The organism is Streptomyces sp. ActVer (assembly GCF_027270795.1).
GTDB lineage: Bacteria > Actinomycetota > Actinomycetes > Streptomycetales > Streptomycetaceae > Streptomyces > Streptomyces umbrinus_A.
The window spans coordinates 1-25,957 of the sequence record NZ_JAPWHT010000062.1 but is presented as its reverse complement, the minus strand read 5'-3'; the positions used below and the strand labels follow the sequence as shown (position 1 = coordinate 25,957).

27 protein-coding genes are annotated in these 25,957 nt (G+C 69.5%); 14 read left to right on the top strand and 13 right to left on the bottom strand.

Annotated elements, in window-relative coordinates; translation table 11 throughout:
* Positions 1-3 precede the first annotated feature (3 nt).
* Positions 4-930: a DUF4394 domain-containing protein gene (locus O3Q52_RS13355; RefSeq protein ID WP_269648991.1), complete on the bottom strand. Its 927-nt coding sequence runs from the start codon at positions 928-930 to the stop codon at positions 4-6.
* A gap of 296 nt (positions 931-1,226) precedes the next feature.
* On the bottom strand, positions 1,227-2,609 hold the full coding sequence (locus O3Q52_RS13350; protein ID WP_269648990.1) for a glycine--tRNA ligase: 1,383 nt from the start codon (positions 2,607-2,609) through the stop codon (positions 1,227-1,229).
* Between the two features lie 271 nt (positions 2,610-2,880).
* On the opposite strand from O3Q52_RS13350, the gene O3Q52_RS13345 reads away from it, so the two are divergent.
* The 4 genes from O3Q52_RS13345 to O3Q52_RS13330 all read left to right on the top strand — a co-directional run bounded on the left by O3Q52_RS13345 (position 2,881) and on the right by O3Q52_RS13330 (position 6,107).
* Positions 2,881-3,843, top strand: a complete 963-nt coding sequence (locus O3Q52_RS13345; RefSeq protein ID WP_269648989.1) for a metal ABC transporter solute-binding protein, Zn/Mn family — start codon at positions 2,881-2,883, stop codon at positions 3,841-3,843.
* 22 nt (positions 3,844-3,865) lie between these two features.
* Positions 3,866-4,699: a metal ABC transporter ATP-binding protein gene (locus O3Q52_RS13340; protein ID WP_269648988.1), complete on the top strand. Its 834-nt coding sequence runs from the start codon at positions 3,866-3,868 to the stop codon at positions 4,697-4,699.
* Positions 4,700-4,704: 5 nt separating this feature from the next.
* Positions 4,705-5,619 (top strand): metal ABC transporter permease, encoded by a 915-nt coding sequence (locus O3Q52_RS13335; RefSeq protein WP_269648987.1) that lies wholly within the window; start codon positions 4,705-4,707, stop codon positions 5,617-5,619.
* Between the two features lie 68 nt (positions 5,620-5,687).
* On the top strand, positions 5,688-6,107 hold the full coding sequence (locus tag O3Q52_RS13330; protein WP_189837949.1) for a Fur family transcriptional regulator: 420 nt from the start codon (positions 5,688-5,690) through the stop codon (positions 6,105-6,107).
* 191 nt (positions 6,108-6,298) lie between these two features.
* Here O3Q52_RS13330 and O3Q52_RS13325 read toward each other — a convergent pair whose 3' ends face one another.
* From O3Q52_RS13325 to O3Q52_RS13300, 5 genes are all read right to left on the bottom strand, one after another.
* The gene (locus O3Q52_RS13325) at positions 6,299-7,150 is read right to left on the bottom strand and encodes an isoprenyl transferase (RefSeq protein WP_200398269.1); all 852 of its coding nucleotides are present in this window, start codon (positions 7,148-7,150) and stop codon (positions 6,299-6,301) included.
* Between the two features lie 61 nt (positions 7,151-7,211).
* Complete coding sequence (recO, locus tag O3Q52_RS13320) at positions 7,212-7,958, bottom strand: DNA repair protein RecO (protein WP_269648986.1); 747 nt, start codon at positions 7,956-7,958, stop codon at positions 7,212-7,214.
* 150 nt (positions 7,959-8,108) lie between these two features.
* Positions 8,109-8,726: a DUF1266 domain-containing protein gene (locus O3Q52_RS13310; protein WP_269648985.1), complete on the bottom strand. Its 618-nt coding sequence runs from the start codon at positions 8,724-8,726 to the stop codon at positions 8,109-8,111.
* A 35-nt stretch (positions 8,727-8,761) separates the two neighbouring features.
* Positions 8,762-8,977: a hypothetical protein gene (locus O3Q52_RS13305; RefSeq protein WP_055613418.1), complete on the bottom strand. Its 216-nt coding sequence runs from the start codon at positions 8,975-8,977 to the stop codon at positions 8,762-8,764.
* Positions 8,974-9,186: a hypothetical protein gene (locus O3Q52_RS13300; protein WP_269648997.1), complete on the bottom strand. Its 213-nt coding sequence runs from the start codon at positions 9,184-9,186 to the stop codon at positions 8,974-8,976. The genes O3Q52_RS13305 and O3Q52_RS13300 overlap by 4 nt, the downstream gene beginning before the upstream one ends.
* Before the next feature lie 142 nt (positions 9,187-9,328).
* On the opposite strand from O3Q52_RS13300, the gene O3Q52_RS13295 reads away from it, so the two are divergent.
* Together O3Q52_RS13295 and O3Q52_RS13290 are read left to right on the top strand one after the other, a co-directional pair.
* Positions 9,329-10,162, top strand: coding sequence for a helix-turn-helix transcriptional regulator (locus O3Q52_RS13295; RefSeq protein WP_269648984.1), 834 nt, complete (start codon positions 9,329-9,331; stop codon positions 10,160-10,162).
* Positions 10,144-10,431, top strand: a complete 288-nt coding sequence (locus O3Q52_RS13290) for a DUF397 domain-containing protein (protein ID WP_269648983.1) — start codon at positions 10,144-10,146, stop codon at positions 10,429-10,431. Before O3Q52_RS13295 ends, O3Q52_RS13290 begins: the two co-directional genes overlap by 19 nt.
* A 64-nt stretch (positions 10,432-10,495) precedes the next feature.
* On the opposite strand, the gene O3Q52_RS13285 is transcribed toward O3Q52_RS13290, so the two are convergent.
* Both O3Q52_RS13285 and O3Q52_RS13280 read right to left on the bottom strand, forming a co-directional pair.
* On the bottom strand, positions 10,496-10,966 hold the full coding sequence (locus tag O3Q52_RS13285; protein ID WP_269648982.1) for a peptidoglycan-binding protein: 471 nt from the start codon (positions 10,964-10,966) through the stop codon (positions 10,496-10,498).
* A gap of 98 nt (positions 10,967-11,064) precedes the next feature.
* Positions 11,065-12,270 (bottom strand): MFS transporter, encoded by a 1,206-nt coding sequence (locus O3Q52_RS13280; RefSeq protein WP_269648981.1) that lies wholly within the window; start codon positions 12,268-12,270, stop codon positions 11,065-11,067.
* Between the two features lie 65 nt (positions 12,271-12,335).
* Here O3Q52_RS13280 and O3Q52_RS13275 point away from each other — a divergent pair, with 65 nt between their 5' ends.
* Positions 12,336-12,962 (top strand): CGNR zinc finger domain-containing protein, encoded by a 627-nt coding sequence (locus O3Q52_RS13275; RefSeq protein ID WP_269648980.1) that lies wholly within the window; start codon positions 12,336-12,338, stop codon positions 12,960-12,962.
* 8 nt (positions 12,963-12,970) lie between these two features.
* Here O3Q52_RS13275 and O3Q52_RS13270 read toward each other — a convergent pair whose 3' ends face one another.
* Positions 12,971-13,774: an AraC family transcriptional regulator gene (locus O3Q52_RS13270; protein WP_269648979.1), complete on the bottom strand. Its 804-nt coding sequence runs from the start codon at positions 13,772-13,774 to the stop codon at positions 12,971-12,973.
* 55 nt (positions 13,775-13,829) lie between these two features.
* On the opposite strand from O3Q52_RS13270, the gene O3Q52_RS13265 reads away from it, so the two are divergent.
* Complete coding sequence (locus O3Q52_RS13265) at positions 13,830-14,402, top strand: class I SAM-dependent methyltransferase (RefSeq protein WP_269648978.1); 573 nt, start codon at positions 13,830-13,832, stop codon at positions 14,400-14,402.
* Positions 14,403-14,455: 53 nt separating this feature from the next.
* Here the strand turns inward: O3Q52_RS13265 and O3Q52_RS13260 are convergent, their stop codons facing one another.
* Complete coding sequence (locus O3Q52_RS13260; RefSeq protein ID WP_269648977.1) at positions 14,456-15,679, bottom strand: abortive phage infection protein; 1,224 nt, start codon at positions 15,677-15,679, stop codon at positions 14,456-14,458.
* Between the two features lie 215 nt (positions 15,680-15,894).
* On the opposite strand from O3Q52_RS13260, the gene O3Q52_RS13255 reads away from it, so the two are divergent.
* Positions 15,895-17,586: a subtype B tannase gene (locus tag O3Q52_RS13255; protein WP_269648976.1), complete on the top strand. Its 1,692-nt coding sequence runs from the start codon at positions 15,895-15,897 to the stop codon at positions 17,584-17,586.
* 46 nt (positions 17,587-17,632) lie between these two features.
* On the opposite strand, the gene O3Q52_RS13250 is transcribed toward O3Q52_RS13255, so the two are convergent.
* Together O3Q52_RS13250 and O3Q52_RS13245 are read right to left on the bottom strand one after the other, a co-directional pair.
* Positions 17,633-18,088, bottom strand: a complete 456-nt coding sequence (locus O3Q52_RS13250; RefSeq protein ID WP_269648975.1) for a protein phosphatase — start codon at positions 18,086-18,088, stop codon at positions 17,633-17,635.
* The gene (locus O3Q52_RS13245) at positions 18,085-18,876 is read right to left on the bottom strand and encodes a FadR/GntR family transcriptional regulator (RefSeq protein ID WP_269648974.1); all 792 of its coding nucleotides are present in this window, start codon (positions 18,874-18,876) and stop codon (positions 18,085-18,087) included. Before O3Q52_RS13245 ends, O3Q52_RS13250 begins: the two co-directional genes overlap by 4 nt.
* A gap of 232 nt (positions 18,877-19,108) precedes the next feature.
* Here O3Q52_RS13245 and O3Q52_RS13240 point away from each other — a divergent pair, with 232 nt between their 5' ends.
* The 5 genes from O3Q52_RS13240 to O3Q52_RS13220 all read left to right on the top strand — a co-directional run bounded on the left by O3Q52_RS13240 (position 19,109) and on the right by O3Q52_RS13220 (position 25,836).
* Positions 19,109-20,737, top strand: a complete 1,629-nt coding sequence (locus tag O3Q52_RS13240; protein WP_269648973.1) for an ABC transporter substrate-binding protein — start codon at positions 19,109-19,111, stop codon at positions 20,735-20,737.
* Between the two features lie 27 nt (positions 20,738-20,764).
* Positions 20,765-21,727, top strand: coding sequence for an ABC transporter permease (locus O3Q52_RS13235; protein ID WP_269648972.1), 963 nt, complete (start codon positions 20,765-20,767; stop codon positions 21,725-21,727).
* The gene (locus tag O3Q52_RS13230) at positions 21,727-23,769 is read left to right on the top strand and encodes a dipeptide/oligopeptide/nickel ABC transporter permease/ATP-binding protein (protein WP_269648996.1); all 2,043 of its coding nucleotides are present in this window, start codon (positions 21,727-21,729) and stop codon (positions 23,767-23,769) included. The genes O3Q52_RS13235 and O3Q52_RS13230 overlap by 1 nt, the downstream gene beginning before the upstream one ends.
* Before the next feature lie 67 nt (positions 23,770-23,836).
* The gene (locus tag O3Q52_RS13225; protein WP_269648971.1) at positions 23,837-24,922 is read left to right on the top strand and encodes an ABC transporter ATP-binding protein; all 1,086 of its coding nucleotides are present in this window, start codon (positions 23,837-23,839) and stop codon (positions 24,920-24,922) included.
* Positions 24,901-25,836 carry a dihydrodipicolinate synthase family protein gene (locus O3Q52_RS13220; RefSeq protein ID WP_269648970.1) on the top strand — a complete coding sequence of 312 codons (936 nt, stop codon included), beginning with the start codon at positions 24,901-24,903 and terminating at the stop codon, positions 25,834-25,836. The genes O3Q52_RS13225 and O3Q52_RS13220 overlap by 22 nt, the downstream gene beginning before the upstream one ends.
* Positions 25,837-25,957 lie beyond the last annotated feature (121 nt).

Here is a 25,957-nt window from a genome sequence, read left to right as displayed (position 1 = left end):
TCATCACCCCTGATTCAGCGGCAGCGCGACGTCCACCACCTGCCGCCCGTGCGGGAACGAGCCGAGCGAACTCAGCTTCCCCGTCAGCAGGTTGACCCGGAACGACTTGCCGCCCGTCACCGCGTACCCGGTGTTCGCCCCGTTCCGCGCCGAACTGTAGATGTCGAACCCGGAGTTCAGCGGCGCGTCCACGCCCAGCTTGCCCGTCGGTGCGAGGTTGCCTGCGTTGGCGGGCGACTGCACCGACACCTGGTCCAGCGTGGTGTCGAGGTCGAAGAGGGTGGTGGCCGTCGTCGCGTCGAGGTCGTTGTTCGTGTACGCGGCCCCGGTCACGCCCAGCGCGGTGGCACCCGGGTTCGGGGGCACCGGCGGGTTGGTGAGGGTGCCGTCGACGGCGGTGGTGCCGGGAGCCGGTGCGCCGGCCGGGTCGTCGAGGTTGTGGCGGAGGTTCTGGCCGGTGTCGCTGATGACCCGGAGCCGGTTGGCGGCCGGGTTGAAGTCGACGCCGAAGGCCTTGCCCTGGAGAGCCACGCTGAGCTGCGAGACCTTGGTGGCGCGGGCGCCCGCCTCACGGATCGTGTAGATGCCGCCCCGGTCCCCGACGGCGTACAGCTTCCGGTTCTGGACGCGGTAGTCGATGCCGACCAGCGACCTGTCGCCCTTGAGCCCGTCGACCTTCCCGAGCGGCACCGCGGCCCCCGGCCGGTCGACGCGGAACAGGACGAGCTTCTGGTCCGCGGTGAGCCCGACGGCCCGCAGCCCGCTGGGCGCGAGCGCCTCCGGCAGCCCGCCCCCACCACCCTTGGCCTCGACCCCGGCCCCAGAACCCGCCTTCTCCTCCGACCCGCCCGACGCCCCGGCACCGACGGCACCGACCGTCCCGAGCGCCACCGCCATCGCCAGTACGCCCATGACTGCTTGCTTGCGCATCCGTACCCCCGTGAAAGGTGCCGGCCCGCCCCCTGCGGACCGTCTGCCCCCTCCTTCGGAACCCCTCGCCCCCCGGATTGCAAAAACCCCGGTTCCATTACATCCGTTACGGACGTGACAGAACCGGGGCATTTGGAAGGGGTCCGCACCCCTTCTCCCCCAGGGGCACGGACCCCTCTGCTTCAGGGCCGCGGCAACCTACCGCCTTTAGGGGCGCGGGGAACTGCGCGACCAGCCACGACGAACCCGCAGCCGGCAGCCGCCATCAGCCACGCAGACGCCCACCCGCAAAGCGGCTAGCAACCGATGAGGCGGCTCGCCAGGTACCCCTCGATCTGGTCCAGCGACACCCGCTCCTGCTTCATCGAGTCCCGCTCACGAACAGTGACCGCGTTGTCGTCCAGCGTGTCGAAGTCCACCGTCACACAGAACGGCGTACCGATCTCGTCCTGCCGCCGGTAACGACGACCGATGGCCCCGGCGTCATCGAAGTCGATGTTCCAGTTCTGACGAAGCGCCGCGGCAAGCCCCTTCGCCTTCGGCGACAACTCGGGGTTGCGCGACAGCGGAAGCACCGCGACCTTCACCGGCGAAAGCCGGGGGTCGAGCCGCAGAACGGTCCGCTTCTCCATCTTGCCCTTGGCGTTGGGCGCCTCGTCCTCGACGTACGCGTCAAGGAGGAACGCGAGCATCGCGCGGCCCACACCCGCCGCCGGCTCGATGACGTACGGGGTCCAGCGCTCGCCGGCCTCCTGGTCGAAGTAGGACAGGTCCTGGCCGGAGGCCTTGGAGTGCGCGGAGAGGTCGTAGTCCGTGCGGTTGGCGACGCCCTCCAGCTCACCCCACTCGTTGCCGCCGAACTGGAAGCGGTACTCGATGTCGGCGGTGCGCTTGGAGTAGTGCGAGAGCTTCTCGGCCGGGTGGTCGTACCAGCGCATGTTCTCCTCGCGGAGACCGAGGCCGGTGTACCAGTTCCAGCGCTCCTGCATCCAGAACTCCTGCCACTTCTCGTCCTCGCCCGGCTTGACGAAGAACTCCATCTCCATCTGCTCGAACTCGCGGGTGCGGAAGATGAAGTTGCCGGGCGTGATCTCGTTGCGGAAGGACTTACCCATCTGCGCGATGCCGAACGGCGGCTTGCGGCGCGAGGTCTGCTGGACCTGGGCGAAGTTGGTGAAGATGCCCTGCGCGGTCTCGGGGCGCAGGTAGGCGACGGAGCCGCTGTCCTGGGTGGGGCCGAGGTGCGTGGAGAGCAGGCCGGAGAACTGCTTGGGCTCGGTGAAGGTGCCCTTGTTGCCGCAGTTGGGGCAGTTGAGGTCGGCCAGGCCGTTCTCGGGGGTGCGGCCGTGCTTCGCCTCGTACGCCTCTTCAAGGTGGTCGGCACGGTACCGCTTGTGACACGAGGTGCACTCGGTGAGCGGGTCGGAGAAAGTGGCGACGTGGCCGGAGGCCACCCAGACCTCGGTGGCCAGGATCACGGACGAGTCGATACCGACGACGTCCTCGCGCGACGTCACCATGTAGCGCCACCACTGGCGCTTGATGTTCTCCTTGAGCTCGACACCCAGCGGCCCGTAGTCCCAGGCGGCTCGCTGGCCGCCGTAGATCTCACTGCACGGGTAGACGAAGCCACGGCGCTTGCTCAGGCTGACGATGGTGTCGATCTTGTCGGCGGCCACGGTGCTCTCTTCATTACGACGACGGGCGAAAATTGACTGGTGCGGCGCGAAGCGCCTCGATGAGGGGTGGTGGTCGGGAGACGGGCGGGCAGTTGCTTCAGAGCGAATGCTTCAGATTACCGGCGGCCCCTGCCCCCGGATCAAATCGGTTGGGGTCCTGGCCGCACACCGTCCCCACCTCTCCCGTCACACCCCTCCCATACCGGGATGAAGCCCAGATCACAAGGCGCGTTATTGACAATCATTTCCAGAGTTGTTGAAAATGGGTGTCATGAACGTACGACGACGTCTTGTATCCGGCACCGCGGTCGCCGCGGCCACCGCCCTGGGTCTCGGGCTCCTCTCCGCCTGCTCGTCCAAGTCCAACGCGGCCGACGGCAACAGCGGGAAGCTCGACGTCGTGGCGTCGTTCTACCCGTTGCAGTTCATAGCCGAGCGGATAGGCGGAGACCACGTCAGTGTGAGCACGCTGACCGAGCCCGGCCAGGAGCCGCACGACCTGGAGATCAGCGCCGAGCAGACCGCGCAGCTCCAGGAGTCGGACGTGGCCCTCTATCTGAAGAACCTCCAGCCCTCCGTCGACGACGCGGTCGCCCAGTCCGAGATCAAGACCAAGATCGACGCGGCCACCCTCACCAGCCTGGAGAAGCACGGCAACGAGGTCGGCGGCCACGCGGCCGAGCACGACGACCACGAGGGCGAGGAGGGCTCCGGCGAGGACCCGCACATCTGGCTCGACCCCGTGAAGTACGCCGAGGTCGCCGAGGGTGTGGGCAAGGCCTTCGAGAAGGCCGACCCGGACAACGCGGCGGACTACAAGAAGAAGACCGCGGCCCTGGTGAAGAAGCTGGACGGCCTCAACACGCAGTTCGAGGACGGTCTCAAGAACACGAGGACGAAGGTCTTCATCACCACGCACGCCGCCTTCGGCTATCTCGCCGAGCGCTACGGCCTCACCGAGGAGGCCATCAACGGCCTGGACCCGGAGAGCGAGCCCAGCGCCAACCGCGTCAAGGACCTTGAGGAGATGACCAAGGCCGACGGCGTCTCCACGGTCTTCTACGAGACCCTCGTCAGCGACAAGACCGCGAAGACCATCGCCGCGGACGCGAACCTCAAGACCGATGTGCTCGACCCGATCGAGGGCATCACGAAGAAGTCCCGCGGTGACGACTACTTCCAGGTGATGGAGTCCAACCTCAAGGCGCTGCAGTCGGCACTGGGCGCGAAGTGACCAGCCCACGGAGGGTGGCGGCATGAAGGACGGCGGCACGAGGGACGAGCCCGGCGCATCGGCCGTCATTTCCCTGCGCGGTGTGACGGCCGAGCTCGGCTCACGCCCCGTCCTGCGTGGTATCGACCTCACCGTGAACCGCGGTGAGGTCGTCGCGCTGCTCGGCGCCAACGGCTCCGGCAAGTCGACGGCCGTCCGCACGGTCATCGGCCAAGTGCCGGTCACCAGCGGCGAGACCGAGCTGTTCGGCACCCCGCGGCGCCGCTTCCGCGACTGGTCGCGCGTGGGTTACGTACCGCAGCGCACGACCGCCGCCGGCGGGGTGCCCGCCACGGTCACCGAGGTGGTGTCCTCCGGACGGCTGTCCCGCGCCCGCTTCGGCGTCCTGCGCAGGGCCGACCGCGAGGCGGTCCAGCGGGCCATCGCCCTGGTCGGCCTCGCGGACCGCGCCAAGGATTCGGTGAACGCGCTGTCCGGCGGCCAGCACCAGCGCGTACTCATCGCCCGTGCCCTCGCAGCCGGACCCGAACTGCTGATCATGGACGAGCCGATGGCGGGCGTGGACCTGGCCAGCCAGGAGATCCTCGCGGAGACCCTGCGCGAGCAGGTCGCCCAGGGCGCCTCCGTCCTGCTCGTCCTGCACGAACTGGGCCCGCTGGAGCCGCTGATCAACCGCGCGGTCGTGCTGCGCGACGGCTGCGTCATGCACGACGGCCCGCCCCCGCAGGCGCTCGGCCAGCACGCTCCCCCATTCTCGGCTTCGCTCGAACGGGGGGACCCCCGCCCCGGCCACGACCACGTACACCCCCACGCGGCTCACGACGCCGAACCGATCCGGACGGGACTGCTGAGCTGATCGCCATGAACCTCGAAATCCTCGACTACGCCTTCATGCAGCGGGCCCTGCTCGCCGCGGTCCTCGTCGGCATCACCGCGCCCGCCGTCGGCATCTACCTCGTGCAGCGCCGTCAGGCCCTGCTGGGCGACGGCATCGGCCATGTCGCGATGACCGGCGTCGGCCTCGGCTTCCTGCTCTCCTGGTCCCCGGTGTGGATGGCCACGGCCGTCTCCGTGGTCGGCGCGATTCTGATGGAGCTGATCCGCTGGTACGGCAAGACGCGCGGCGACATCGCGCTGGCGATGCTCTTCTACGGGGGCATGGCGGGCGGTGTCATGTTCATCAACCTCGCGCCCGGCGGCTCCAACGCCAACCTGACCTCGTACCTCTTCGGCTCTCTGTCCACGGTCTCCGAGGAGGACGTGACGGCGATCTGTCTGCTGGCGGCCTTCGTCGTGCTCGTCACGGTCGGGCTGCGGCGGCAGCTGTTCGCGGTGAGCCAGGACGAGGACTTCGCGCGGGTCACCGGGCTGCCGGTGCGTGCCCTGAACCTGCTCACGGCCGTCACCGCGGCGGTCACCGTCACGGTCGCCATGCGGGTCGTCGGCCTGCTGCTGGTCTCCGCGCTGATGGTGGTGCCGGTGGCCGCCGCGCAGCAGCTCAGCCGCAGTTTCGCCGCCACGTTCGCGATCGCGGTGGCGATCGGGGTGAGCGTGACCATCGGCGGCACGGTGACCTCGTACTACCAGGACGTGCCGCCCGGTGCGACGATCGTCCTGCTGACCATCGGCATGTTCATCCTGCTCACGGCGTTGGCGACACCACTGGCCCGGCGCAGGGTGCGGGCCGCAGCGCAGGCCGCGGCCCGGGAGGCCGGCGATCCGGCGGAGTGCGCGATTCCGGCCACGCGCACACCCACCGGAAAGGTCGGCGTCTGACTGAAACTCGTCGACCTTGCCCGAGCTGGCACAATGGCCCGGCAAGCCGCAGACGTTTGGAGGCAACGGTGACTACCGCTGGACCGCCCGTTCGGGGCCGTTCCACCCGGCAGCGTGCCGCCGTGGCGGCGGCGCTCGACGAGGTGGACGAGTTCCGCAGCGCCCAGGACCTGCACGACATGCTCAAGCACAAGGGCGACTCCGTCGGGCTGACCACGGTGTACCGCACGCTGCAGTCCCTTGCCGACGCCGGTGAGGTCGATGTCCTGCGCACGTCCGACGGCGAGTCCGTCTACCGCCGCTGCGCGAGCGGCGACCACCATCACCACCTCGTGTGCCGTGTCTGTGGCAAGGCCGTCGAGGTGGAGGGACCGGCCGTGGAGAAGTGGGCGGAGGCCATCGCGGCGGAGCACGGCTATGTGAGCGTGGCCCACACGGTGGAGATCTTCGGCACCTGTGCGGAGTGCGCTGCGCGCGCCAAGGGGTAGGGGTCTGCGGGTCGTTTTCGGGTGCCGCCCGGTGGGGGCTTGTCGCGCAGTTCCCCGCGCCCCTGAAAAGCGGGGCTGCGCGCCTGGCTTTTGTCTTTGGGCGCGGGAGGAACGGCGCGGATTTTGGGGGCGCGGGGAACTGCGCGATCAGCCCCCGCCGGGCCGCACCTTCAATCGATCACTCAGGCCGCTCAGGCCCCTTCGGGGCGGCCCCGCATGCCCTCTTCCATTGCCAGGAGGTCCTCGTTCGGGACGGCGCCGCCGAAGCGGCGGTCGCGGGAGGCGTACTCGACGCACGCACGCCAGAGGTCGCGGCGGTCGAAGTCGGGCCACAGGACGTCCTGGAAGACCATCTCGGCGTAACTGGACTGCCAGATCAGGTAGTTGGAGGTGCGCTGCTCGCCGCTCGGGCGCAGGAACAGGTCGACGTCCGGCATGTCCGGGTAGTAGAGGTACTTCTGGATGGTCTTCTCGGTGACCTTGTCCGGGTCGAGCTTCCCGGCGGCGACATCGGCGGCCAGCGCCTTCGCCGCGTCGGCGAGTTCGGCGCGACCGCCGTAGTTGACGCAGAAGTACAGCGTCATCGCGTCGTTCTTCTGCGTCTGCTCCTGCGCGATCTGGAGCTCCTGGACGACGGACTTCCACAGCTTGGGCATGCGGCCGACCCAGCGGATCCGGATGCCGAGCTCGTCCATCTCGTCGCGGCGGCGCCGGATGACGTCCTTGTTGAAGTTCATCAGGAAGCGGACCTCCTCGGGCGACCGCTTCCAGTTCTCCGTCGAGAAGGCGTACAGCGAGAGGTTCTTGACGCCCAGCTCCAGACAGCCCTTGAGGACGTCCATGACGACGCCCTCGCCGACCCGGTGCCCCTCGGTGCGCGGCAGCCCGCGCTCCTTGGCCCAGCGGCCGTTCCCGTCCATCACGCACGCCACGTGGTTCGGGATCAGCTCGCCGGGGAGCTTGGGCGAGCGGGCGCCGGACGGGTGCGGCTCCGGCGTCTTGTACTCGCGGCGCTGGCGCCCCAGGATCCCGCGTACCACCATGTGCTTCTCGTCTCCTCTTACGTGACGTGCCTACGGGTACTTCTCTTGCTTCTCTGCTTGCCTATTTCTCCACGTAACGCAGCGAGCGCAGTCCGCGCTCCAGGTGCCAGTGCAGATAGGCCGACACCAGACCGCTGCCCTCCCGGACGTACCGCGACTCGCACGCGTCCGCGGTCGCCCAGTCCCCCGTCAGCAGCGCGCCGAGCAGTTCGAGGGCCCCCGCCGAGGGTACGACGCTGCCGGGCACCCGGCAGTCGACGCAGACGGAACCCCCCGCGGCGACCGAGAAGAACCGATTCGGTCCCGGCATGCCGCACTTCGCGCAGTCGCCGAAGCTCGGCGCGTAGCCGTTGACGGCGAGGGAGCGCAGCAGGAAGGCGTCGAGGATGAGGTGCGGCTCGTGCTCGCCCTGCGCGAGCGTCCGCAGCCCGCCCACCAGCAGCAGATACTGCTGCACGGCCGGCTCGCCCTCGTGGTCGGTGAACCGCTCGGCGGTCTCCAGCATGGCCGTCCCGGCGGTGTACCGCGCGTAGTCGGCGACGATCCCGCCACCGTACGGAGCGATGGTCTCGCTCTGCGTGCACAGCGGCAGCCCGCGCCCGATCAGCTCGCTCCCCCGCGCGAAGAACTGCACGTCGACGTGGGAGAAGGGTTCGAGCCGCGCCCCGAACTTCGACTTGGTCCGGCGCACGCCCCGCGCGACGGCACGTACGCGTCCGTGACCGCGAGTGAGCAACGTGATGATGCGGTCCGCCTCACCCAGCTTCTGGGTGCGCAGGACGACACCGTCGTCCCGGAAGAGACTCATCGCGCGCCCCCACGGGTTTCCGGCTGGGGGTACGGGGGTCGCCCCCCGGGAGACTGCAGCATGATGCGGTCCGCCTCACCCGGCTTCTGGGTGCGCAGGACAACGCCGTCGTCGCGGAACAGGCTCATGGGCCCATTCTCGCGTACGGAGTCAGCGGGTGTGGTCGGGGTGGCTGATCGCGTGCCAGGGCGCCATGTTCCACGGGCTGGCCCGGTTCGCGGGGTCCAGCAGGGACTTCAGATGGGCGTCCGAGACGGCCTGCGGGGCGGGCGCGTCCGGGGTGCCCCGCAGATTCTCCCGCCAGACCATCCTGCCGAGCAGGTAGTGCTCGGCGTACTCGTTCCAGGAGGCGTACGACCTCACCACCGCCGGGACGATGTTCTTGAGCGCGGTCCACGCGTCGGCCTCGCCGAGCATCCCGCACGCGAAGCCCCGGCGGGTGATGTCGACGTACAGACCCGCGTCCCACGCCAGGGGCTCGACGCCGCCGAGCCGCCGCCGGGCGCCGGCGCGGTAGCCGGTCCGGGCGAGGCCGTCGAGCCGGCCGACCAGTTCGTCACGTGAGGTGATCTCCCACTGGTCGGCCAGCCAGCGCCCGGCCTTGTCGTCGTCGATGCGGGTGAACGGGTACAGGGTCGTCCGCGAGGAGTCCTTGTCACGGTTCACCGGCGCACTGAGCGACACCATCCACAGCTGGTGCATGGTGAGCGGCACGGGGTACTTGCGCGCGGCCTTCTGCCTGCGACGTTTCCATATCCATAGCGCCATGGCGCAGCACCCTACGACAGGCCCCTCCGGACGTTTCAGGGGACCTCGCCGCGGCTGCGTGCGTTGGCGTACGCGGTGGCCGCGCTGAGACGTTCCGCCGCGGTGGCTCCCCGGACGGTGTCCGGTGCGCAGTCCCACTCCTTGCCGCCGCCGTACGGCCTGAGCTGTACGTAGGGTCCCTCGTGCCCCATCACCACGCCCACCCTTCCCGTCCTCGTGTCGACGACGTACGTCCCGACCTTCGGCTTCATCCCAGCACCGCCGCGAGTCGCGCCGCCGTCCCGACGGAACACCGCCCCAATTCGACGAGCGGACAAGGGGCCTCCCGCGCCAAACTTGCCGGGTCGATCCCGAGTGTCGGCAACTTAATTCCTGCGGTTGCCAGTGCCGCGCGCAATTCCTTCACCGTTTCCTCCGCTTGTTCGACACACGCCGCCGAGTGCTGTGCGGCATGGCCGATCCCGTCAGCCTTCACCGTGTTCCCCTTTCCAATTGGGTTTCACGCTTTTCATCTCCACGGTGACGCCCGCCGCTTAGACTTTGGAAGACCTCTACGCTCAGCAACTTCGGTGCAGTACACGGCAGTACAAGGGGGCTTGGCCATGGCCAATGGTTCGCGGCAGGCTGCTTGGGAGTTCTTCGGTACGGAGTTGAAGAGGCGCCGCGAGGATGCCGGGTTAACTCAGGCGGACTTGGGTTATCGCGTTTTTGTGTCGGGCGGCTACATCGGGCAATTCGAACAGGCCATTCGGAAACCACAGTTGGATGTGGCGAAGAGGATCGACGAGGTCCTGCAAACCGATGGCTTTTTCGAGCGGCTCTGGCGAAAGCTCATCAAGGACCAGCCGTATACCGAGTATTTCGCGCACGTGGTGGAGCTGGAGCGGCTGGCGACAGAGATCTGCGAGTACGCGCCGACGGTGGTCCCCGGACTCCTCCAGACGCGGGAGTACGCGCAGGCGGTGTTCCTGGCGGGCAACCCACTCGCCGCCGACGAGTACATCGAGGAACTGCTCAAGGGACGCATGGCCCGGACGCGACTCCTCAAGGACGCTACAAGGCCCATGTATTGGGTGGTCCTCCACGAGACGGTCCTGCGAGTCCAGGTCGGCGGCCCGGCCGTCATGGCTCACCAGCTGGACCACATCGCGGCGCTGGTGCGTGAGCGCAAAGCGCTGTTGCAGGTGCTGCCGTTCGCGGCGGGGGCGCACCGGGAGATGGGCAAGATGATGAAGCTCATGCAGTTCGAGGATGCCCCGCCAACCGTCTATACAGAGGCGGTGCTTTCGGGGAGCCTGCTGGACGAACCGGCTGTGGTAAAGCGGACCCAGTCGTCTTACGATCTCATCAGGGCCGCCGCGCTGTCACCGGAGGCGTCCCTGGCCCTGATCGAGTCGGCGGCGGAGGACCACAGACGATGCGCGAGTGCGACCTGAGCAACGCCCGCTGGCGCAAGAGCAGTTACAGCGGCGGCAGCGGCGGGGAGGACTGCGTCGAGGTCGCCTACGACTTCATAGGCGCCGCCCGCTGGCGCAAGAGCACCTACAGCGACGACAACGGCGGCGAATGCCTCGAAGTCGCCGACGGAGTCCCCGGTGTCGTGCCCGTGCGGGACAGCAAGTCCCCTGACGGTCCCGTCCTGTTGGTGTCCGCGCACGCGTGGTGCGCGTTCGTCGGAGAAGTGACGCGGCGCTGCGCCGGTTGACGCGGCGGCCGACAGACGAGGTGCGGGCAGTCGGGGATCACCCCCACTGCCCGCACCTGCTGGGTCAGCACGACCCGGCGCACCACGCGGCGAACCTCTTGAAGGAGACCGTGGCGCGGAGGCCCCAGATGCCGTCGAACGGGCCGGGGTAGCCGTACTCCGCCGTCAGGAAAGTCAGCAATGCCCTGTCGGTGCTGACCCCGGGGACTCCGTCGATCGGACCGGGGTACCCCCAGTCCGCCTGGAGGAAGCGCTGTATCGCCTTCCAACTGTCGGGGCCCAACTGGCCGTTGAGGGGGCCGGGGTAGCCCCAGTTGTCCATGAGCCAGCACTGGACGTTCCTGGCCTCCCCCGTGGACAGACCGTGGTTGTCCACCGCGAGCGGGCTGACGGCCTCGGCGCTCGCCGCCCGCTCCGAGGCCGTCTTCGTGGCCACTTCGGTCGCCGCGAAACCGCTGCTCGCCCCCGCAAGGCTGCCGAGGAGGATCCCGGCGACCGCGGTGGCGCTGACCAACGTTCTCGTCAAAGTCCGCATGTGTTTCCCCCTTCTCGGATTTCCGACTGGAACCAACTAATGTTCCCGGGCCCCGCCGTTGCTGTCATGCTCATACGAACCTGCTGACACAACGCAGGTCAGAGAGCGTGGAAGCTCAGGGCCGCGACGAGTTGAACCCCCGCGGCCGTCAGGAGCGCGGTGGGCAGTGAGTGCGTCGCGAGCGGGCCCGCGACGGCCGCACCGAGGGCGAAGCCGGTGATCTTGAGGCTGGCGCCTGTCGTGAAGACCTGGCTGCGGAGGTGTTCCGGTGATTCCCGGTGCCGGATCGCCAACAGCGCGGCGAGTTGCGGGCCTTCACCCACGCCCGCCATCAGGGCGGTCGCGAGGACCAGGAACGGGTGGCCGGTCGCGGACAGCACGAGCGCTGCCGCCAGGAGCAGCGCGCTGGACCAGATGATCGTGTCCGGCGCGATGGCGCGGGGACGGCGTGCGAGTACGGCGTTGGCGGCGAGGGCCGAGACCGCCGTGCAGGTCAGGAGCAGCGTGCCCTCGGCGGCCGAGCCGAAGGCCCGCTCACCGAGCAGCGGGGTGCAGGTGATCAGCATGCCCAGGCCCGCGCAGGAGACGACCGAGGCGAGGGTGGCCCGGGCCAGCGGTCGGGTGCGGGTGATGGCACGGATGCCGGCGGCGAGGTCGGCGGTCAGGGATGCGGCCGGTTGGGTCTTGTCCCGGTCGCGGTAGCCGTCCCGATCCTGGTCCTGGTCTCGATCCTGGTCCTGGCCGCGGCCCCTCGGCAGAGTCCACGCCGCAGGCAGTGCGCAGGCGATCAGCGCCGCCGACGCCACCACGGCGGCCGGTGCTCCCAGGAGATGCGCGAGCGCTCCGGCCAGCGCCGGGCCGACCAGACTCGCCAGGCTGAACGTCATCGCGTCGAGCGCGTTCGCGCGGGGCATGCGCTCGTGGGGCACGACCCTGGGGAGTTGGGCGGTCCAGCCGCCGGAGAGGGCCGGCCCGAGCAGTCCCGTGAACACGGCGATCAGGACGGTGAGTTCGAGGGGAAGGCGGCCGAGGCTCAGGAGGATCAGCACCAGGCCCGTTCCGTAGAGGGCGAGGGCCCGGGCCAGCAGGCGGCCCGGCCTCGGGGACCTGTCGAGGAGCGCTCCGAGCAGCGGACCGCCGACCGCCGCCGAGACCGTGATGCCAGCGAGCAGCGCCGACGCCTCCGTGGCCGACCCTCCGACCGCGTAGCCCGCCAGCAACAGCGCCGGACCGGACATCTCGTCGCCCGCCCGCGCCGCTGCCGCCCCGGCGAGGAAGGACCCCATCGCGTAACGCCTCTTCATCGGGACGACGTTACGTACGTAACTCAAACATGCGCAATATGCGTTACATGCGCTACCTTCGACCCATGGCAGCCCTCTCCGACGACTGGTCGACGCGGCACTCCGTCCTGGCCAACGCCCGACGCACCGCGGCCCTGATCAACGCCCTGTCCGGCACGGACGACCGCGAGCCACAGCCCACGCCGACAGCCGAAGCCGTCGCCGTCGCCGAAGTGCTGCGCGAGTACGGCGAGTCGGACCCCGTCGAGCTCGCCCCGGACGACGTCGTACGGATGCGTGCGGCCGCTCTCCTCCTCCGTGAGGTCTTCGCCGCCGAGGACGTCGACGCCGCCGCGGCCGCCCTCAACCGCCTGCTGGCGGAACAGACCGGACCGCTGCGGCTCACCTCGCACGGCGGCGGCGCTCCCTGGCACCCCCACCTCGACAGCCACGACGACGCCCCCTGGGACGAGTGGTTCCTGACCTCGTCCTGTCTGGCGCTGACCGTCCTGCTCTGGGACCACCAGCACCCGCCCGGCGGCCTCTGCGCCTCCCCCGCCTGCCGGAACGTCTACATCACCTCGGGCCCGGGCCCGGCCCGCCGCTACTGCTCCCGCCGCTGCGCGACCCGCGAACGCGTCGCGGCCCACCGCCGGGGGCAGAGGGCCACCGACACCAAATCGGGCTCGGGCTCGGGCTCCGGCAACTCGTAGTACGTGGTTCAGTCGCAGACCGGGAAGTACTGCCGGGGCGTGACGCCCACGATCCGTCGGAACGCCGCCACGAACGAACTGGCGGAGGCGTATCCCACCCGCCGGGCCACCGCCTCCGTCGTCAGCCCCTCGGCGAGGAGCGGCATCGCGAGCTGCATGCGCAGGCGTTCGCGCCACTGGCCGAAGGCGAGGCCCGTCTCGGCGACGAAGAGCCGGGCCAGCGTACGGGCGCTCGCGCCGACCTCCCTGCCCCAGGCCTCCAACGCCCGCCCGTCGTCCGGGTGTTGGGCGAGCGCCCGGGCCACCGCCCGCGTACGGGAATCCCGGGGCTCGGTCACGGACACGCTGGTCACCGGTACGGGACGCAGTACGTCGAGGAGTACGGCCTCGGCCCGCGACCGGGCGTCCGGGGCTAGGTCGGTGCGTACGAGGTGGTCGACGAGCGCCCGGAGCAGCGGGTCCACGCCCACCACCGTGGGCTCGCTCCACGTGATCTCCGGGCACACCACCGGGTTCACGTACGGAGTGCGCATGACAGCGTCGCCCTCCGCCTCCGTCGTGTGGGCCAGCCCGGCGGGGATCCACAGCGCCAGCGAGGGCGGCAGCAGCCAGGCGCCGCGCTCGCTGGTCACCCGCAGCAACCCCTTTGCGGCCCAGGCGAGTTGGTGGAACGTGTGCCAGTGCCGGCCGAACCCACTGCCCCTCGGCATCGCGAAGTGGCCGATGAAGATCGCGGTGGCGGCCGGCGGTCCGGAAGGCTGTCCGGCCGACGGCCCGACCGGCGGACCGACCGACTGTCCGTCTGGCGACATGACACGGCAGCGTAGCCCGTGTCGGACACCGCCGCCCCGCTCGTACCGTCGTCTCATGCCGATGAACCGAGCACACCGCAAGCTGTGCAGCTCCGAGAAGTGGGCCCGGACGACGAGGGACCACATCCTCCCCTGGGCCCTGGCGGACGTACCCCTCGGCGACGACGTACTGGAGATCGGTCCGGGCTACGGCGCGAATCTGCGCGTACTGATCGAACAGGTCCCCCGTGTCACGGCCGTCGAGATCGACGAGGGCACCGCCGCCCTGCTGGAGGGGAAGTGGGGCGACCGGGCCACGATCCTGCACGCCGACGGAGCCGCGATGCCGCTGCCGGACGAGAGCTTCTCCTCCGTCGTCTGCTTCGTGATGCTCCACCACGTACCGACGGCCGCCCAGCAGGACCGGATCTTCACGGAGGCGCACCGCGTGCTGCGGCCCGGCGGTGTCTTCGCCGGGTGCGACAGCCAGCCGAGCTTCCTGTTCCGGGTGCTGCACTTCCGGGACACGATGAACACGGTGGATCCGGCCGGCCTTCCGGACCGTCTCGCCAAGGCGGGCTTCACGGACGTGTCGGTGGACCGGCACTCCGAATCCGGCTCCGTCCGCTTCCGCGCCACCCGCTCTTGAACCCGGCACCTCAGCAACCCGCCCGCCCCTGAACCCGACCGGCCGCGGACCGCTCAGCAGCCCGCCCGGCCGTAGTGCCGGGCCACCGCACGGAAGGCATCCTTCGGCTCCCAGTGCCAGTCCGAACTCGGGTCGTCGGGGCGGTCCTTGATGGGCTTGACGATGGCGTACGAGGCCATGTCGAGGTCGTAGAGCGGCTTGTCGGGGCGGTGCGGAGCGTCGGCGGTGACGAACTCGAACGCCATCGCCGCGTGCAGGTTCATCGACTCGAAGACGTCGAGGAGATCGGTGAGGTAAGCGGCCTGTACGCGTTCACTTCGCACCACGTTCCCCTTGATCTCCGGCGGTGTCCTGCCGTAGTCGACGATGCTCCAGCCCATCCCGCCCTGCTCCGGGGCGCCGACGAACGTACAGGTGCCGAACTCGGTGATCGCGAGCGGCTTGCCCCAGCGCTGGAACTTCCTCAACTCACGTGCGTAGTCGGCTCGTTGTGGGAAGTACGAGTAGTAGTCGATCCCCACGACGTCGAAGAGGTTCCAGTCGACGTTCTCGAACGTCGGGTCCTGCATGGCGGCGTAACTGAGCCTGCCGCGGAAGACGGACCGTCCGACCGCCGCCGCCTTCGCGGTGAACGCGGCCAGCCGCTTCTGCATCTTCGCGAGATCGAAGTTGCCCTTCTCCAGGTTGTCGATCCGCTCGAAGACGTCGGCCCCCGGCACGATCCCCGGCACGAACAGCCAGAACTCGCACCCCACGGCGAGCGTGACCCGGGCGCCCTGCTTCCGCAGCCGCTCCCCGTGCCGGCCCGCCTCCGCCAGGTGCTCCAGGATCTCCCGCTCCGGCACGTCCCCCAGCGTCGGCTGCAGCCAGACGTGCAGCCCGCGCTCGGCGACCTCGCCCGCCGTGGCGTTGAGTCGCTCGACCCCGTCCCCGGTGACCTCGACGGTGTCGGCGTGCAGGTCGTCCGCGATCGCCCGGATGTCGCCGCGCATCCTCCGCCCGCTCCACGCCGTCCCCGGGGTCTCCCCCGCCCCGACCGTGTAGACGACACCTCGGTGCGTGAGCCCGCGCGCATTGCCGTCGGCCGCGGCTCGCGGCGACGGAGAGGGCGACCTGGACGGGGGCGTCGAGGGCGACCCGGACGGGGGCGCCGCGGCCGACGCCCCGGCGGCCGGCAGTCCCGCCGCCGCTCCGACCCCCATGACCGCCGCTGCCGCCATGAACCGTGCCCTGCTCATCCCCGTGCTCTTGCCCTTGCCGTTCCCCGTGTTCTCCATGCCGACAGTCTGTTGAGCCGGGGCGCTTCCGGCTGTCGGCCGATGGTCTACGGCACCCCGGCCAAGGGATGAGCGTCCGCCGCCGGAAGTGGCCGGGAGCTGTGCGCCGACCATGAGTTCCTGAGCGTTCACCATGTCATCAACAGAATTGTTGACACTTTTGTCGCGACCGAATTACGTTCGCGACAACGAGATCGGCGGACGTGGGAGACATCGTGAAGCACAGGGCAGTGAAGCGCAGGAGTGTCGCCTTGGGGATCGGCGCGACCGCGGGCGTCGCGGCGGCCGGCGGCTTCGCCCTGAGCGCGCGGGCGTCCGGCGGGTCCGGAACCAAGGCGTCGGGCGCGGCGTCGGGCGCGGCGGGTGCCCTCGCCTTCGACAAGGACGCCTACACGGAACTGACGACGACGATCACGGACGCCGCCGGCGACGAGCACCAGGTGAAGTACCACTTCTACAAGGCCGTCACGTACGTCACCAAGCCGGTCGACGAGAAGTACCAGAGCCTGAACGTCAGCGTTCCGGTCGAGATAGACGGCAAGGCGGTGGACGCCACCGGCGCCCCGATCCTCCTCGCCAACTCCGTGGGCGGCTACATGCCGTCGTCCGTCGCGGAGGCCACCGGCGTGGGCGGCGGCGAGATGACCGGCGGCCCCGGCGGCCCAGCGACGGGCGGCGCGACCACCGGCGCCAGTGCCGCGCCCAGCGCATCCGCGTCTGCCTCCGCGTCCGCCTCCGGCGGCACCGGATCGGGCTCGGGCGGCGTCCAGTCCGGCGGCAACGCGATGGTGGACGCCCAGGGCGGGATGGTCAACCTCGGCAAGCTGGCCCTGGTGACGGGGTACGTCGTCGTGGAACCCGGCGCCCGCGGCCGCACCCTCGTCGACTCGGACGGCACGTACTACGGCACCGCCCCGGCCGCCATCGTCGACCTGAAGGCCGCGGTCCGGTACGTACGCGCCAACAAGGGCCGTATCCCCGGCAACACCGACCGGATCGTCTCCTCCGGGACCAGCGCGGGCGGCGCCCTGTCCGCCCTGCTCGGCGCGTCCGGCGACAGCCCGCTCTACGACAAGTACCTGAGGGAGCTGGGCGCGGCCGACGCGAGCGACGCCGTCTTCGCCAGCGGCGACTGGTGCCCGATCACCGACCTCGAACACGCCGACATGGCGTACGAGTGGAACTGGGGCGCCAACAAGCTGAGTTCGGGATCGCTGGTCGACCGGACCGTGTCCAGGGAACTGAGCACCGCGTTCGCCGACTACCAGGCGTCCCTCAAGCTGCGGGCGAAGGGCTTCGGCACCGTCACGGCCCGCAACCTCGACGAGTACCTGGTGAAGACGTATCTGGAGCCGTCGGCCACCAAGTACCTCGCCGCCCTGTCGGACTCCGCCCGTGCGACCTACCTGGCCGCGAACACGTTCATCACGTGGTCCGGCGGCAGGGCGGCCTTCTCCTGGGCCGACTTCCTCACCCACGTGGGCGCCCGGAAGAAGGACGCCCCGGCGTTCGACGCCTTCGACCTCTCCTCGGGGGAGAACAACCTGTTCGGTACGGGGACCACGAAGGCCCGCCACTTCACGCTCTACAGCCTGCGCCACGAGGGCAGTGCGAGCGCGCGGCTCCCCGGTGACCTGCCCGGGAAGCTCGACCTGATGAACCCGATGCACTTCATCGAGAAGCGCAACCCGGCCCGGTCGAAGCACTGGTGGATCCGCGTCGGCACCAAGGACAGCGACACCTCGCTCAGCGTAGTCGGCAACCTCGCGCTGAGCCTGGAGAACCTGGGCGACGACGTCGACGCCTTCATGTACTGGGACGGCGCGCACGGCTCCAACGAGGACCCGGCCGACTTCATGGCCTGGATCGCCAAGGTGACGGGCTACAAGAAGCGCTCCGCGAAGTAGCGCCCCGGCGCCCCGCCCCGAAAAGCAGCGGGGCCCGTTCCCGTCATTAACCGGGCCCCGCTCCCTCCCCGAACCGACGTACGTATGTCCGCTGCCACGGCGTCTCGACGGCGTGGCGGTCGTAGTTCCGTCGTACGAACTCCACGGCCTCGTCGGGCGGTACGCCGTCCAGGACGGCGAGGCAGGCCAGTGCCGTGCCGGTCCGTCCGCGACCGCCCCCGCAGGCGACCTCGACGCGCTCGCCCGAGTCCGCGGCCCGCCCCCAGGTCGCCGTGAGGACCTTCCGCGCGTCCGCCCTGTCCCGGGGCAGCCAGAAGTCCGGCCACTTCAACCACCGTGTGTCCCAGGGGACTTCGGGCGGCTGCTTGCCGAGGAGATAGAGGCCGTACGTCGGCGGGACCGCCGAGGGGTCGAGCCCGTGCCGCAGCCCCCGGCCCCGGACCAACCGCCCGGACGGCAGCCTCAGTACGCCTGCCGTCCCCTCGTCCCAGCCCTCACTCATCCGACCCCCCGTGACTCCTGCGCGGCCCGCGCCTCGATACCGCGGAAATGGTCCGCCATCGCCTTCTGCGCCCCCTCCACGTCTCCTGCTCTCAGGGCGACGACGATGTCACGATGGCGGCGGACCGTCACGTCGGGCGTCGGATCGTCCGTCCAGCCCCGCACACCGGCGACCCGCCGGAACACGGTCCAGAAGGCGCCCAACAGCTGGGGCACCAGGGCGTTTCCGAGGGACGCGTACAGCAACTCGTGGAATTCGCGGTCCAGTTCGGGGAACGGACGGCTCGCCCGGCCCGCCTCCTCCATCCGTTCCACCACGGCCTCCAGCCGCGCCAGCTCCGCGTCCGAGAGTGTGCCCGCCACCCGCCGGACGAGCCCCTCCTCCAGGACCTCCCTGATCTGGAGTATCTCGGCCAACGCGCCGGTGTCGTCGCCCTGTTGGGCCAGCGTGCGGAAGGTCAGGCCGTCGACGAGCGGGGTCAGCGACGCCTCGCCGACATAGGTGCCGTAGCCGTGTCTGATCTCCACGATGTCGAGGGCCTGGAGTGCCTTGAGGGCCTCGCGGACGGAGTTGCGGCTGACGCCGAGGGACTCCATCAGTTCGGCCTCGGTGGGCAGGGGCGCGCCGGCCCGGAGCCTGCGGTCGAGGATCAGCTGCATCACCTCGCGCTGGATCTGGCTGCTCACCCGCGGCTCACGGACCGAGCGCGCCCGGGGGAAGGAGTTCCGGGGGCCCTCGCTGCTCGGGCTGTCGTTCCTGGAGTCGTCGGATACGCGCCACTCAGACATGCGCCGCATCGTACGCGCGCAAGACATCCCACGTCCCACCTCCCGACAGGATCGGCCGTCAATCGGCGATTGACCGTCCGTCAACTCAGCGCATTTCAGGGCGACATTGGTTGCACCTCTGGAAGAAACGGCATTCGTGCGCGCTCCCTTGACCACCCCCACGCGCCCTCTTATGGTCACGCTGCACCTATGACGTAGGACGTCGTATCTCCCACCCCTTGCTGGAGGAACCGTGCGCGACGCGACCCACGCACCGGCGCTCCACCGCCGGTCGTTCCTGAAGTACTCCGGCGCGCTGGGCGCCGCCGCCGCGATCAGCTCGACACTCTCCGCCTGCTCGTCGGGACCGGAGTCCACGAACGAGACGGGAGACGGGGGCGAGGGCGCCGACCGGACGCTCACCGCGGTCATCGGCTACGGCAACGACCAGAGCTGGGACCCCCTGATGACCGCCTCGGCCTTCGCGATGGCCGGCAACCACCACATCTACGAGGGGCTGCTGGACACCGACCCGATCAGCCGTGAGCCGTACGCGGCGCTCGCGACGGCCGTTCCGGCAGATCTCCGGGCGACGACCTGGAAGTTCACGCTGCGCGAGGGCGCGAAGTGGCACGACGGGCAGCCCGTCACCGCCGACGACGTGGTCTTCACCTATGAGCGCGTACTGGATCCGAAGACGACGACGCTCGCCAAGAACTTCTTCGCGTCCTGGCTGAAGGAGGTGAAGAAGGTCGACGAGAAGTCCGTGGAACTCATTCTCAAGTTCCCCTTCCCCGACGGCGCCCAGCGGCTCACCCTCGCCAAGATCATGCCGAAGCACGTGTTCTCGAAGGCTGGTGCGCTGGACGAGGCGACGACGGGAAAGGCGGTCGGCTCCGGCCCGTACCGGCAGGCCGCCCACCACCCGAAGTCCAACACCACCTTCGAGGCGTTCGCGGACTACAACGGCCCCCGCAAGGCGGCGTTCAAGAAGATGAACTGGCTGACGATCGTGGACGCCGCGCCGCGCGTCGCGAAGATCTCGGGTTCGAGCGCGGGCGCACAGATCTCCGACAACATCCCGTACGCCAATATCTCCCAGCTCGAAAAGGGCGGCCTGAAGGTCGAGGGCGGGGCGGGAATGAACCACATCTTCCTCCTCTTCAACACCGCCCACAAACCCTTCGACGACGTACGGGTGCGGCAGGCGCTGCACTACGCCATCGACAAGGAGAAGATGATCCAGGCCGCGCTGCGCGGTCACGGGAAGCAGGCGTCGTCGTATCTCAACGAGGGGAATCCGACGTACCGGAAGGCGAAGACCGTCTACGGCTACGACCCGGACAAGGCCAAGGCGCTCCTGAAGGAGGCCGGGGTCAGCGGGCTCACGGTCAGCCTGATGGCGGTCAACGTGAGCTGGATCGTGGACTGCCTGCCGACCATCAAGGCCTCCTGGGACGCCATCGGCGTCAAGACGACCCTCGAACCCCAGGAAACCGCCGCGCTGTTCACGAAGCTCGACCAGAAGAAGGACTTCCAGGTCGTCGCCGCCGCGTCCAATCCGAACCAGTTCGGTCTCGACGCGGATCTGATCATGCATTACAACTACGGGCCCGGGAACACCTGGATGCGGTATGCCCGCTGGGAGAACAACTCCGTGGCCAAGGATCTGTTCAAGCGGATGGATCAGGCTACGCAGGAGCCGGATGCCGAGAAGAAGAAGTCGATGACGCAGGAGTACATCGACATTGTGGCGGAGAACGCGGTCATTTATCCGGTGGTGCACAACGAGTTGATCACTGCGTGGAATGCGGGGGATCTTTCGGGTATTCGGCCTCAGCCGTACCCGGGGATAAACGTTCTCCAGGCGAAGTGGGTCTAGTCCGAAACGGCGAGGAGAGAAGAGTCCGTGATCGCGATCGTCAGAATTGTTGGGCGGCGGATCGTGCTGCTCGTGCCGTTGATGCTCGGGATCATTTTGTTCGTGTTCGTTGTGATGCGGTTCTCGGACAGTGATCCGGCGTCCGCGTACTTCCAGGGCGCGAACCCGACCGAGCAGCAGCTGCACGACTTCAGGGAGCGGAACGGACTGCTGGATCCGTTCCCGGTGCGGTACTTCGACTTCGTCGGGGATCTGGTCCGGGGTGACATGGGGGTCAGCGCGCTGACGCGGGCGCCGGTCGTCGACCAGGTCACCACCGCGCTGCCGCTCACCATGCAGCTGACCTTCCTGGGCCTGGGCATCGCGGTGGTGCTGTCGCTGCTCGGCGGGGTCACCGCGGCGATCTACCGGGACCGGTTCCCCGACCAGCTGATCCGGGTCGTGTCGCTGACCGGTGTCGCGGCGCCCGGCTTCTGGCTGGCGCTGCTGATGATCCAGTACCTGGCCGTGGACCTGGGCTGGTTCCCGACCAGCGGATACGTCAACCCGGCCGACTCGTTCACGGGCTGGCTGAAGACGATGACGCTGCCCGCGCTGGCGCTGTCGCTGCCGGTCGCCGCACAGCTCACCCGGATCGTCCGTACGGCCGTGGTCGAGGAGCTGGACAAGGACTACGTACGGACGGCGATCGGCAGCGGGCTGCCGCCGGTGGTCGTGGTCGGGCGGAACGTGCTGCGCAACGCCCTGATGAACCCGCTGACCGTCCTGGGTCTGCGGGTCGGCTATCTGCTCGGCGGTGCGGTCGTCATCGAGACGATCTTCAATCTGCCGGGGATGGGAAAGCTCATGATCGACGCCGTGAAGAACGGTGATCCGGCCGTCGTGCAGGGCGGTGTGCTCACGATCGCCTTCGGGTTCGTGGTCGTGAACCTCGTCATCGACATCCTCTATCTGCTGGTCAACCCGCGCCTGAGGAGTGCCGAAGCATGATGCTGATGTACCGGAAGCGGCTGGCGGAGAAGCTCTCCCTGCCCGGCATCCGCCTCAGGGGCTTCAAGCGGCTCCCGCTGATCTCGCGGATCGCGGTCGTGGTCATCGGGATCGTCGTCCTCACGGCCCTGCTCGCCCCGCTGATCGCCCCGCACGACCCGCTCGACCAGGCGGCCCTGGTCGACAACGGCCACGGCGAGGGCGCGCCGTCCGGCGCGCACTGGATGGGGCAGGACAGCCTGGGCCGCGACATCCTCAGCAGGCTGATGTACGGGGCCCGTTGGTCGCTGGCGATCGGGCTCGGCGCGACCGGGCTCGCGCTCGTCGTGGGGGCGCTCATCGGGGCGATCGCGGCGACCTCGCGCAAGGCGGTCGACGAGACGCTGATGCGCTGCCTCGACATCGTCATGGCCTTCCCGGGCATCGCGCTCGCGGCCGTCTTCGTCGCGGTGTTCGGCGGCAGCATCCCGATCCTCATCGGCGCGATCGCGTTCCTCTACATGCCGCCGATGGCACGGGTCGTACGGGCCAACGTGATGGACCAGTACGGCGAGGACTACGTGACGGCCGAGCGGGTCATAGGAGCGCGTACCCCGCACATCGTGTGGCGGCACGTGGCCATCAACTGTGCCGCTCCGGTCCTCGTGTTCTGCACCGTGCAGGTGGCCGAGGCGATCGTCTTCGAGGCGTCGCTGTCCTTCATCGGCGCGGGTGTGCGGCCGCCGGACCCGTCCTGGGGCAGTGTCATCGCGGACGGCAAGAACATGGTGCTGACCGGCGGCTGGTGGGCGACCGTCTTCCCCGGTCTGCTGATGCTGGTCACCGTGCTGTCGCTGAACATCCTCTCCGAGGGCGTCTCGGACGCGTGGGCGGCGCCGGCCGCGCGGGACGTCGAGGCGCGCGAGGAGGAGGACCGGCTGGAAGAACCCGAGCCCGGCAGCGGCAAGGTGCTCGAACTGCCGGGACTGACGGAGGCGGCCCGGCGGCTGCGCGCCCGGGCACGCCCTCTCCCCGAGGGCCGGCCGGTGCTGAGCGTGGAGAACCTGGCCATCGGATTCGATGCCCGCCACGGGGGTGTGGACATCGTCGACGGCATCAGTTTCGACGTACAGCCCGGTGAAGTCCTGGGCCTGGTGGGCGAGTCGGGCTGCGGCAAGTCGCTGACCGCGCTCGCCGTGATGGGCCTGGAGCCGAAGGGCGCCCGGGTGCGCGGCCATGTGCGGTTCAACCAGCGGCAGTTGGTGGGCGAGCCGATGCGCGTACGCCGAAAACTCCTCGGCCACGAGATGGCGATGATCTACCAGGACGCCCTCTCCTCCCTGAACCCGGCGATGACAATCCGCGCCCAGCTCAAGCAAGTTGTGAGGAGGGGCGGCACGCGTACGGGCGCCGAACTCCTCGAACTGGTCGGCCTGGACCCGGAACGCACCCTGCGCAGCTACCCGCACGAACTGTCCGGCGGCCAGCGCCAGCGCGTACTCATCGCCATGGCGCTCTCGCGCGACCCGAAGCTGATCGTCGCCGACGAACCGACGACCGCACTCGACGTCACCGTGCAGGCGCAGATCATAGAGCTGCTGCTGCGGCTGCGCGCCGAACTCGACTTCGCACTCGTCCTCGTCTCGCACGACCTGGCCCTCATCGCGGACGTCACCGACCGGGTGGTCGTGATGTACGGCGGCCAGATCGTGGAGTCGGGCGTGACGGCGGACCTCGTCGAATTCCCCTCCCACCACTACACGCGCGGGCTGCTGGGCAGCGTCCTGTCCCTTGAGTCGGCGGCCGAGCGGATGACCCAGATCAAGGGAGTCGTGCCGTCGCCCGCCGACTTCCCGGCGGGCTGCCGGTTCGCCGACCGCTGCCCGCTGGTGACGGACGTGTGCCGTACGACGGCTCCGCGACTGGCGGGTCCGCCGCGCCGCCACGAGGTGGCGTGCCACCACCCGGCGATCGCCCTGGCCGCGACCTCGACCGGACCGACCGAAGCAACCGGACTGGCCGGACCGCCCGGACCGCCCGAGCCGACGGAAGCGAGGCCGTGAGATGACCCAGCCTGTCGATGGCCATGAAGTGAACCGCCCCGAAAGCCCGTCTGCCGCTGGCCATGAGGTGAGCCGCGCCGAAAGCCCGCTCGTGGTGCTGTCCGACGCGCACGTCGTCCACAAGGCGCGCACCGGCGGCCTGTTCGCGCGCGACCGGGTGTACGCCCTCACCGGCGCCGACCTCACCATCGCGCCCGGCGAGACGGTGGGCGTCGTCGGGGAGTCCGGCTGCGGCAAGTCGACGCTCGCCAAGGTGCTGGTGGGGGTGCAGAAGCCGACGTCCGGCACGGTGTCCTTCCGCGGCAGCGACCTGTGGACGATGCCACCGGCCGAACGGCGGGTCACGGTGGGCGCGGGCACCGGCATGATCTTCCAGGACCCGTCGACCGCCCTGAACCGCCGGCTGACGGTACGGCAGATCCTGCGCGACCCCCTCGACGTGCACAGGCGGGGAACGGCCCGGCAACGAGAGGACCGCGTAAGGGAGTTGATGTCACTGGTGGGTCTGCCCAAGGCACTGGCGGACGGACTCCCCGGTCAGCTGTCGGGCGGCCAGCGCCAACGGGTCGCCATCGCACGGGCGTTGGCCCTCGACCCCGACCTCGTGGTCGCGGACGAGCCGACGAGCGCGCTGGACGTGTCGGTCCGCGCCCAGATCCTCAACCTCCTCCTCGACCTGAAGGAACGGCTGGGCCTGGCCCTGGTCTTCGTCTCCCACGACATCCAGACCGTACGCAGGATGAGCGACCGGGTCATCACGATGTACCTCGGCCGGATCGTCGAGGAGTCCCCGGCCGACGAGGTGACGGACGGGTCCCGGCACCCGTACACACGGGCCCTCTTCTCGGCGACGCCCGGGCTGCTGGACCCGATCGACCCGATCCCGCTGGTGGGCCCTGTCCCGTCGGCCACGCGCCCGCCCAGCGGCTGCCCCTTCCGCACCCGCTGCTGGAAGGCGGACTCCGTCTGTGCCGGGACGATGCCGGACTTCGCGGCCGCGTCGAGTCCCGGGCACCGGTTTCGGTGCCACCATCCTGTGGAGGACGGCCAGTCGACACGTGACCTGGTCGCACAGGCCGTCACCACCGTTCCGGAGGCCACCGCCATGGCCAGGATGCCCAGGGAGCCCCAATGCCCGTACCCGCCCCGCTGACCGGTGTCGTACCGCCCGTCTGCACGCCCCTGACACCGGACCGCGAGGTGGACGTCCCCTCGTTGCTGAGGCTGGTCGACCACTTGGTGGACGGTGGGGTGACCGGCCTGTTCGTCCTCGGATCCTCCTCGGAGGCGGCGTACTTGACGGACCGTCACCGTCGACTGGTCGTCGAGTCGGTGGTGAGCCATGTGTCCGGCCAACTTCCCGTACTCGCCGGCGCCATCGACATGACGACCCCGCGGGTCCTGGACCACGTCCGGTACGTGACGGAGGCGGGCGCCGACGGGGTCGTCGTGACGGCCCCCTTCTACACCCGCACGCACCCGGCGGAGGTGGCCCGCCACTACCGTTCGATCGCATCGCGCTCTCCCGTCCCGGTGTTCGCGTACGACCTCCCGGTCGCCGTCCACTCCAAGCTGGGCACCGAGTTGGTGCTTGAGCTGGCCGCGGAGGGGGTGCTGGCCGGGCTCAAGGACTCCAGCGGGGACGAGGGGGGCTTCCGGGCCGTGGTGACCGGGGCGCGAGCACATCCCGGGATCTCCGGGTTCTCCGTCCTCACCGGGTCCGAGCTCGTCGTGGACAGTGCGTTGGCGATGGGGGCGGACGGGGCGGTGCCGGGGCTCGCGAACGTCGATCCGCACGGGTACGTACGGCTGTACCGGCTCTGCCGTGAGGGCGACTGGGAGCGGGCTCGGGCCGAGCAGGAGCGGGTGTGTTCGTTGTTCGGGATGGTGCGGGTGGGGGATGCGGGGCGGATGGGGGGCAGTTCGTCGGCACTCGGCGCGTTCAAGGCTGCGCTGCACCTGAGGGGGATCATCGCCTGCCCCGCCACGGCCGAGCCGCAGGTCCCCCTGTCGCCGGAGGAGATCGAAGGGGTGGGGAAGTTCTTGGCGGGGGCGGGGTTGTTGTAGGACGTTTCTCGCCCCCGCCGCCCCTACCCATTCCCGTCACTTACTCAGGGGCTCCGCCCCCGAACCCCCAAAGACTGCGCAGTTCCCCGCGCCCCTAGGTTTTTAGGGGCGCGCGGAACTG

Bases quoted from the DNA above. Each gene is read 5' to 3' on its own strand.
- O3Q52_RS13355 (WP_269648991.1), bottom strand. From the start codon at position 930: ATGCGCAAGCAAGCAGTCATGGGCGTACTGGCGATGGCGGTGGCGCTC.
- O3Q52_RS13345 (WP_269648989.1), top strand. From the start codon at position 2,881: ATGAACGTACGACGACGTCTTGTATCCGGCACCGCGGTCGCCGCGGCC.
- O3Q52_RS13340 (WP_269648988.1), top strand. From the start codon at position 3,866: ATGAAGGACGGCGGCACGAGGGACGAGCCCGGCGCATCGGCCGTCATT.
- O3Q52_RS13335 (WP_269648987.1), top strand. From the start codon at position 4,705: ATGAACCTCGAAATCCTCGACTACGCCTTCATGCAGCGGGCCCTGCTC.
- O3Q52_RS13325 (WP_200398269.1), bottom strand. From the start codon at position 7,150: ATGGTGGTACGCGGGATCCTGGGGCGCCAGCGCCGCGAGTACAAGACG.
- recO (WP_269648986.1), bottom strand. From the start codon at position 7,958: ATGAGTCTCTTCCGGGACGACGGTGTCGTCCTGCGCACCCAGAAGCTG.
- O3Q52_RS13310 (WP_269648985.1), bottom strand. From the start codon at position 8,726: ATGGCGCTATGGATATGGAAACGTCGCAGGCAGAAGGCCGCGCGCAAG.
- O3Q52_RS13305 (WP_055613418.1), bottom strand. From the start codon at position 8,977: ATGAAGCCGAAGGTCGGGACGTACGTCGTCGACACGAGGACGGGAAGG.
- O3Q52_RS13295 (WP_269648984.1), top strand. From the start codon at position 9,329: ATGGCCAATGGTTCGCGGCAGGCTGCTTGGGAGTTCTTCGGTACGGAG.
- O3Q52_RS13290 (WP_269648983.1), top strand. From the start codon at position 10,144: ATGCGCGAGTGCGACCTGAGCAACGCCCGCTGGCGCAAGAGCAGTTAC.
- O3Q52_RS13285 (WP_269648982.1), bottom strand. From the start codon at position 10,966: ATGCGGACTTTGACGAGAACGTTGGTCAGCGCCACCGCGGTCGCCGGG.
- O3Q52_RS13280 (WP_269648981.1), bottom strand. From the start codon at position 12,270: ATGAAGAGGCGTTACGCGATGGGGTCCTTCCTCGCCGGGGCGGCAGCG.
- O3Q52_RS13275 (WP_269648980.1), top strand. From the start codon at position 12,336: ATGGCAGCCCTCTCCGACGACTGGTCGACGCGGCACTCCGTCCTGGCC.
- O3Q52_RS13270 (WP_269648979.1), bottom strand. From the start codon at position 13,774: ATGTCGCCAGACGGACAGTCGGTCGGTCCGCCGGTCGGGCCGTCGGCC.
- O3Q52_RS13265 (WP_269648978.1), top strand. From the start codon at position 13,830: ATGCCGATGAACCGAGCACACCGCAAGCTGTGCAGCTCCGAGAAGTGG.
- O3Q52_RS13260 (WP_269648977.1), bottom strand. From the start codon at position 15,679: ATGGAGAACACGGGGAACGGCAAGGGCAAGAGCACGGGGATGAGCAGG.
- O3Q52_RS13250 (WP_269648975.1), bottom strand. From the start codon at position 18,088: ATGAGTGAGGGCTGGGACGAGGGGACGGCAGGCGTACTGAGGCTGCCG.
- O3Q52_RS13245 (WP_269648974.1), bottom strand. From the start codon at position 18,876: ATGTCTGAGTGGCGCGTATCCGACGACTCCAGGAACGACAGCCCGAGC.
- O3Q52_RS13230 (WP_269648996.1), top strand. From the start codon at position 21,727: ATGCTGATGTACCGGAAGCGGCTGGCGGAGAAGCTCTCCCTGCCCGGC.
- O3Q52_RS13220 (WP_269648970.1), top strand. From the start codon at position 24,901: ATGCCCGTACCCGCCCCGCTGACCGGTGTCGTACCGCCCGTCTGCACG.